The following is a 6517-nucleotide window of genomic DNA, read 5'->3' on the forward strand; positions in this document are numbered from 1 at the left end:
CCTCCACCATGCATTCCCTGACACACTCAAGGCCGTTCGGCCAAGCCTACGGTCAGGAAACGCATGGTGGAGGCCGTCGCTTGCTCTGCGCTCAACGTTACGGTTGGGTAGAAACGGAAGGTGTTGTGCGGCCGGTCGTGTTCGGCGGTTACGTTGCGATTGGCCGCGAGACCGTAGAGGAGGCTGATGATGGACAAGGCGCCGACGTTGCATGATTTTGCGGCGGGAGAGACGGGACGTGGGCCGTCGATTCCGACCGACGAGGCGAATAATCCTCGGGCGGGCCAGTGGGATGGACGGCGCATGTCCAAGCGCATGATCGCCGACTACAAGACGTTCATCGTCACCGACGGCGAAGGCGTGCGCAACTCCCTGTATGTCTCCGGATGTCCGTTCCACTGCGTCGACTGCTTCAACTCGTCCATCTGGGATTTTCAGGCCGGCCACGAGTACACGCAGCGGCTCGAGGACAAAATCATCGAGGACCTTCGCGCGCCGTGGGTGCAGGGCATCACGTTCCTCGGCGGCGAGCCGTTGCTGAACACGCCCGTGCTCGTGCCGCTCGCCGAACGCATCCGCGCCGAATTCGGGAAGACCAAGGATATCTGGTGCTGGACCGGCTATACGTGGGAGGAGCTCATGCGTCCGGGGGAGACTCCGGACAAGCTCGACCTGCTGCACATGATCGACGTGCTCGTCGACGGCCGCTACATCAAGTCGCAGCATGATTCGCTGCTGCAGTTCCGCGGCTCGAAGAACCAGCGCATTCTTGATGTGCCGGCCTCCTTTGCGGCCGGGCGCCCGGTCATTTGGGGGCGTCTGCACGATCAGGAGCGCGACATTCCCGAAATCTATTTGAAGGACCGTATGGCCGGCGAGGACTTGCAGTCGTCGTCGTGACCGTCTGACCACAACCCGACAAAGCGGGGCGACGCGCGGGGTTTTTCGCCTTCCTCTGTTAGATAAATCACGCCGGTACGCCCGTACGGCCGGCCTCTTGGGCGGGGCTTCAGACTACAGTATGAAAGCTGAGAGGCCGGGCAACGCATGAATCGAATGCGCCGGGAGGGTGGTATGCATCCCCGACGCCGAACCGCGGATGGCACGCGAACCCATGATTTCATGCCCCGGAAGCAGCTTAAAGAGGTTGACATGGTGAACGAAGCACATACCGCGGCGTCAGGCCACGATACGAAGCCGTTGCGCGTGGGACTCGACATCGGCTCCACCACGGTCAAGGCCGTGGTGCTTGACCAATCCGACTCCCTGTCCGACACCATTTTCTCCGACTATCGCCGTCATCACGCCAACGTGCGCGCTACCGTCGCGGGACTGCTCGTCGACATCCATAAGGAACTCGAAACCCGCGGCCGCGGCGACGAACCGATCCGCCTGGCCATCACCGGATCCGGCGGCCTCGCGCTCGCCGACAGCATGCACGTCCCCTTCGTGCAGGAGGTCATCGCCGAAACCGAGGCGATCGACAAGGAATACCCGGCGGCCGACGTCATCATCGAGCTCGGCGGCGAGGACGCGAAGATCACGTACCTGAAGCCCACTCCGGAGCAGCGCATGAACGGCTCGTGCGCGGGCGGCACCGGCGCGTTCATCGACCAGATGGCCACGCTGCTCGACGCCGACGCCTCCGGTCTCAACGAGATGGCGAAAAGCTACGAGAACCTGTATCCGATCGCGTCGCGCTGCGGCGTGTTCGCCAAAACCGACCTGCAGCCGCTCATCAACGATGGCGCGGCCAAGCCCGACCTCGCCGCGTCGATCTTCACGGCCGTCGCCACGCAGACCATCGCCGGCCTCGCCTCCGGCCGTCCGATCCACGGCACCGTCATTTTCCTCGGCGGTCCGCTGTTCTTCATGAGCGAGCTGCGCGCCGCGTTCCAGCGCGCGCTCGACGGCAAGGTCGACGAATTCATCGTGCCGACCAACGCGCACTTGTACGTCGCGTACGGCGCGGCGCTGCAGGCCGACATGGACACCGATGACGAAGGCCACCATTTCGAGGCGCGCACCTGCGAGGACATCCTCAAGCGTTTGGACGAACTCAAGAACCTTCCGTCCAACACGCCCACCATGCCGCCGTTGTTCCCGACCGAGGCCGACCGCGAGGCGTTCAACGAGCGCCACCACCGCGAACACATCCACATCGGCACGCTCGAAGGCGCGCACGGCCCCCACTTCCTCGGCATCGACGCGGGCTCGACCACCATCAAGGCGACCCTTGTCAACGACGACCGCGAAATCGTGTGGTCCTCCTACGCGAACAACGAGGGCAGTCCGCTGACCGCCGCGATCAACATCGTCAAGCAGATCCAGTCCCAGCTGCCCGAAGGCGCTTGGATCGCACGATCCTGCGCGACCGGCTACGGCGAAGGCCTGATCACCACCGGCCTGCACCTCGACGAGGGCGTGGTCGAGACGATGGCGCATTACCGCGGCGCCGAAATGGTCAGCCCCGGCGTCACGGCCGTGATCGACATCGGCGGCCAGGACATGAAGTACCTCGCCATCACCGACGGCGTGATCGACTCGATCGCCGTCAACGAGGCGTGCTCGTCCGGCTGCGGCTCGTTCCTGCAGACCTTCGCCATGTCGATGGGCCTGACCATCCAGGAATTCACGCAGAAGGCTCTCGCCTCGACCCATCCGGTCGACCTCGGCTCGCGCTGCACCGTGTTCATGAACTCGTCCGTCAAGCAGGCGCAGAAGGAAGGCGCCTCGATCGAGGACATCGCCGCCGGCCTGTGCTATTCGGTCGTGCGCAACGCGCTGTACAAGGTCATCAAACTGCGCGATTCCGGCGAACTCGGCGACACGGTCGTCGTGCAGGGCGGCACGTTCTTGAACGATGCCGTGCTGCGCGCGTTCGAGCTGCTCACCGAACGCGAGGTGACCCGACCGAACATCGCCGGCCTGATGGGCGCGTACGGCGCGGCGCTCACCGCCCGCATGCACTACGAGGACGTCGCCGACGACGATCACGAGCACGTGCTCGCGGACGGATCGTCGGCCGAATCGAACGCGGACGATACCGATGCGACCGTCGCCGATACGTCGGCTGCCGCTGGCGATGCGGTCAGGTCTGCCGACATGGCCGGCGTCGACGTGACCAATGCGGCCGACGTCGCCGACGATCATGCGAACGAGGTCGTCGTCGACGGCGTGCATCACACCGCATCGTCGATCCTGACCGGCGAAGCGCTCGACAACATGTCGATGACCACCGAACGCGACGTGTGCAAGCTGTGCCAGAACCACTGCAAGCTCACCATCACCACGTTCTCCGACGGCTCGCGCTTCGTGACCGGCAACCGCTGCGAACGCGGTGGCGACGCGAAGAAGCAGCGCTCCGACCGCCCGAACCTGTACGACTACAAGTACAAGCGCTGCTTCGCCTACCGCCGCCTGACCGACAAGAAGGCCACCCGCGGCGAAATCGGCATCCCGCGCGCGCTCAACATGTACGAGAACTACCCGTTCTGGTTCACGCTGCTCACCTCGCTCGGCTTCAAGGTCATGATCTCCGGCCGCAGCTCGCACGAACTGTTCGAGACCGGCATCGAATCGATCGCCTCCGAGAACATCTGCTATCCGGCCAAACTCGTGCACGGCCACATCAAGTGGCTGCTCAACAAGGGCATCAAGACGATCTTCTACCCGTGCGTGAGCTACGAGGACAACCTCGTGCCCAACACCGACAACCACTACAACTGCCCGGTCGTGGCGAACTATCCGCTCGTCGTCGGCGCGAACATGCCCGAACTGCGCGCAGAGGGCGTGCGCTACATGCACCCGTACTTCAACCTCGCCAACCACGAGCTCATGGTCGAGCGCATCGTCGAGGAGTTCGCGTGGGCGAACGTGACGCGCGAGGAGGCCGAGACGGCCGTGAAGGCCGCGTACGCCGAGGACAAGGTGTTCAAGAACGACGTGCAGCAGGAGGGCCTCAAGGCCCTGGCGTACATGAAGGAGCATGATTGCCGCGGTATCGTGCTCGCCGGCCGCCCGTACCACGTCGATCCGGAGATCAACCACGGCATCCCCGAGACGATCTGCTCGCTCGGCATGGTCGTGCTTTCCGAGGATTCGATCTGCGAACTGCAGCCGGGAGAAAAGCTCGACCTGACCGAGTTCCTGTCTGCCGGCGAGGAGGATCCGCGCAAGAAGAACGCGAACGGGTTCCGTCACGTCGGCGACCGCAAGGTGAGCGTCAACCGCATGCCGCTGCGCGTGACGAACCAGTGGGCGTACCATTCGCGCCTGTACGCGGCGGCGCACTTCGTCGCTTCGTATCCGGGACTCGAACTGGTGCAGCTCAACTCGTTCGGTTGCGGCCTCGACGCGATCACCACCGACCAGGTGTCGGAGATTCTGGCCGACAAGGCCGACGTGTACACGCTGCTCAAGATCGACGAGGTATCGAACCTGGGCGCGGCGAAGATCCGACTGCGTTCGCTCAAGGCCGCGGTCGAGGAACGCGAACGCAACAAGGCGAAGGCGGTCGCGGCCGTGTCCGCGGCGGCCGGTGCCGGTGCGGCTGGCACGTTGGACGTGTCCGTCGGCAAACGGGATCAGGCGATCGTCGCCGAACCGTCCGCCGCCGAGATCAAGGCGCGTGAAGCCGCCCAGGCCAAGGCTCAGGCCGATCTGGCCGCGGCCGAAACGCAGCTCGCCGCGGCGAAGGAACAGTTGGCCGCCGCGCAGGCCGCGGTCAAGGCCGCCGAAGCGAAGCGCACTGCAGCCGATGTCGTCACCGCGCCGCAGTCGACCGGCTTCCGCAAGACCGGCTCCCAGGCGCCGACCCCGGGCCGTCAGGTCCTGCTCGACACGACGATGGCTGCCAACCCGAAGCTCACCGAATCGGTGCGCCGCGCCTCGCGCCTCGCCGCGCAGCGCGACATCGAGGCGGCCGCGCAGTCCGGCGCGAACGGCAAGAACGCAGCCAAGGCCAAGTCGTCCAAGTCCGGCCACAACAACGCGACCATGTCGCGCTACGCGCACAGGCAGAAGTTCGTCAAGGACATGAGGAAGGACTACACGATCGTCGCTCCGCAGATGAGCCCGATCCACATGTCCCTGGTCGAGGCGGTCATCCGCTCCGGCGGCTACAAATTCGACATCCTCAAGCACGCCAGCCGCGAGGATGTCGAAACCGGCCTCAAATACGTGAACAACGACGCCTGCTATCCGGCCATCATGGTCATCGGACAGCTCATCGACGCGATCATCCAAGGCAAGTACGATCCCGACCACGTCGCGCTCGCGATCACGCAGACCGGCGGCATGTGCCGCGCGACCAACTACTTCGGCCTGATCCGCAAGGCGCTGATCGACGCGGGCTATCCGCAGATCCCGGTCATCGCGATCTCCACGCAGGGCCTGGAGGACAACCCGGGCTTCAAGGCCACGCCGCAGATGCTGCACCGCGCGATCAAGGCGTTGATCCTGGGCGACCTGCTCATGAAGTGCCTGTACCGCGTGCGTCCGTACGAGGCGGAGCCGGGTGCGGCGAACAAGCTGTATGAACAGTGGGACGTGATCGTGCGCGAAACGCTCGAACACCACGGCTTCTCGAAGACCGCGGCGAAGACCCCGTGGCTCAGGAAGTCGTACCTGCCGTACGGCACGCTCGCGGCCGAGATCGTCAAGTCGTTCGACGCGCTGCCGTTGAAGGACATCCCGCGCAAGGTGCGTGTCGGCGTGGTCGGCGAGATCCTGGTCAAGTACCAGCCGGACGCGAACAACCATGTGGTCGACGTGATCGAATCGCAGGACTGCGAGGCCGTGGTGCCCGGCATCATGGAATTCATGACGACCCGCCCATACATCACCGACTGGAACGAACGCAACCTCGGCATGGGCGGCAACCAGAAGCTGTACGCGCTCATGCGCTGGGGCCTCGACCGGTACAACGCGCCGATCCGCAAGGCCATCGCGCTCGCGAACGGCAAGTTCAAGCAGGACGATCCGATGCCGGAGCTGGTCAAGAAGGCGGCCGAGGTCACGTCGATCGGCGTGCAGGCCGGCGAAGGATGGCTGCTGACCGCGGAGATTTTGGAGCTGATCGAACAGGGCTGCCCGAACGTGATCTGCGCACAGCCGTTCGCATGCCTGCCGAACCACGTGACCGGCCGCGGCATGTTCGGCAAGATCCGCCGCCTGCATCCGGAAGCCAACATCGTCTCCATCGACTACGACCCGGGCGCTTCCGAGGCGAACCAGCTCAACCGCATCAAGCTCATGATCGCGGCGGCCAAGAAGGCTCATGAGAAGCTGATTGCTGCGGATTAGTCCGTGGTTAGGTAGCTTGGCCGCCGCCTTCGCGGGTTGCCTGTCTTGCAACCCGCTCACTTCGCCTACGGACAGTGCACTGCACTGTCCGCTTGACGGCTCAGCCAAGAAGGCTCACGAGAAGCTGACCGCGGCGGATTAGTCCGTGGTTAGGTAGCTTGGCCGCCGCCTTCGCGGGTTGCCTGTCTTGCAACCCGCTCACTTCGCCTAC

1 protein-coding gene and 2 pseudogenes are annotated in these 6517 nt (G+C 64.5%); all 3 read left to right on the forward strand.

Features of this window, described 5'->3' with window-relative positions; genetic code table 11:
• Positions 1–189 precede the first annotated feature (189 nt).
• A complete protein-coding gene (nrdG, locus tag GFD25_RS02695) occupies positions 190–900 on the forward strand; it encodes an anaerobic ribonucleoside-triphosphate reductase activating protein (protein WP_204314747.1) in 711 nt (236 codons plus the stop codon).
• A 252-nt stretch (positions 901–1152) separates the two neighbouring features.
• Positions 1153–3034: pseudogene (locus tag GFD25_RS12510) on the forward strand (acyl-CoA dehydratase activase); the annotation flags it as partial.
• A gap of 125 nt (positions 3035–3159) precedes the next feature.
• A pseudogene (locus GFD25_RS12515) lies at positions 3160–6306 on the forward strand (acyl-CoA dehydratase activase-related protein); the annotation flags it as partial.
• Positions 6307–6517 lie beyond the last annotated feature (211 nt).

The organism is Bifidobacterium aerophilum (assembly GCF_010667685.1).
GTDB classification, from domain to species: Bacteria; Actinomycetota; Actinomycetes; order Actinomycetales; family Bifidobacteriaceae; genus Bifidobacterium; species Bifidobacterium aerophilum.

Bases quoted from the DNA above. Each gene is read 5' to 3' on its own strand.
- nrdG (WP_204314747.1), top strand. From the start codon at position 190: ATGGACAAGGCGCCGACGTTGCATGATTTTGCGGCGGGAGAGACGGGA.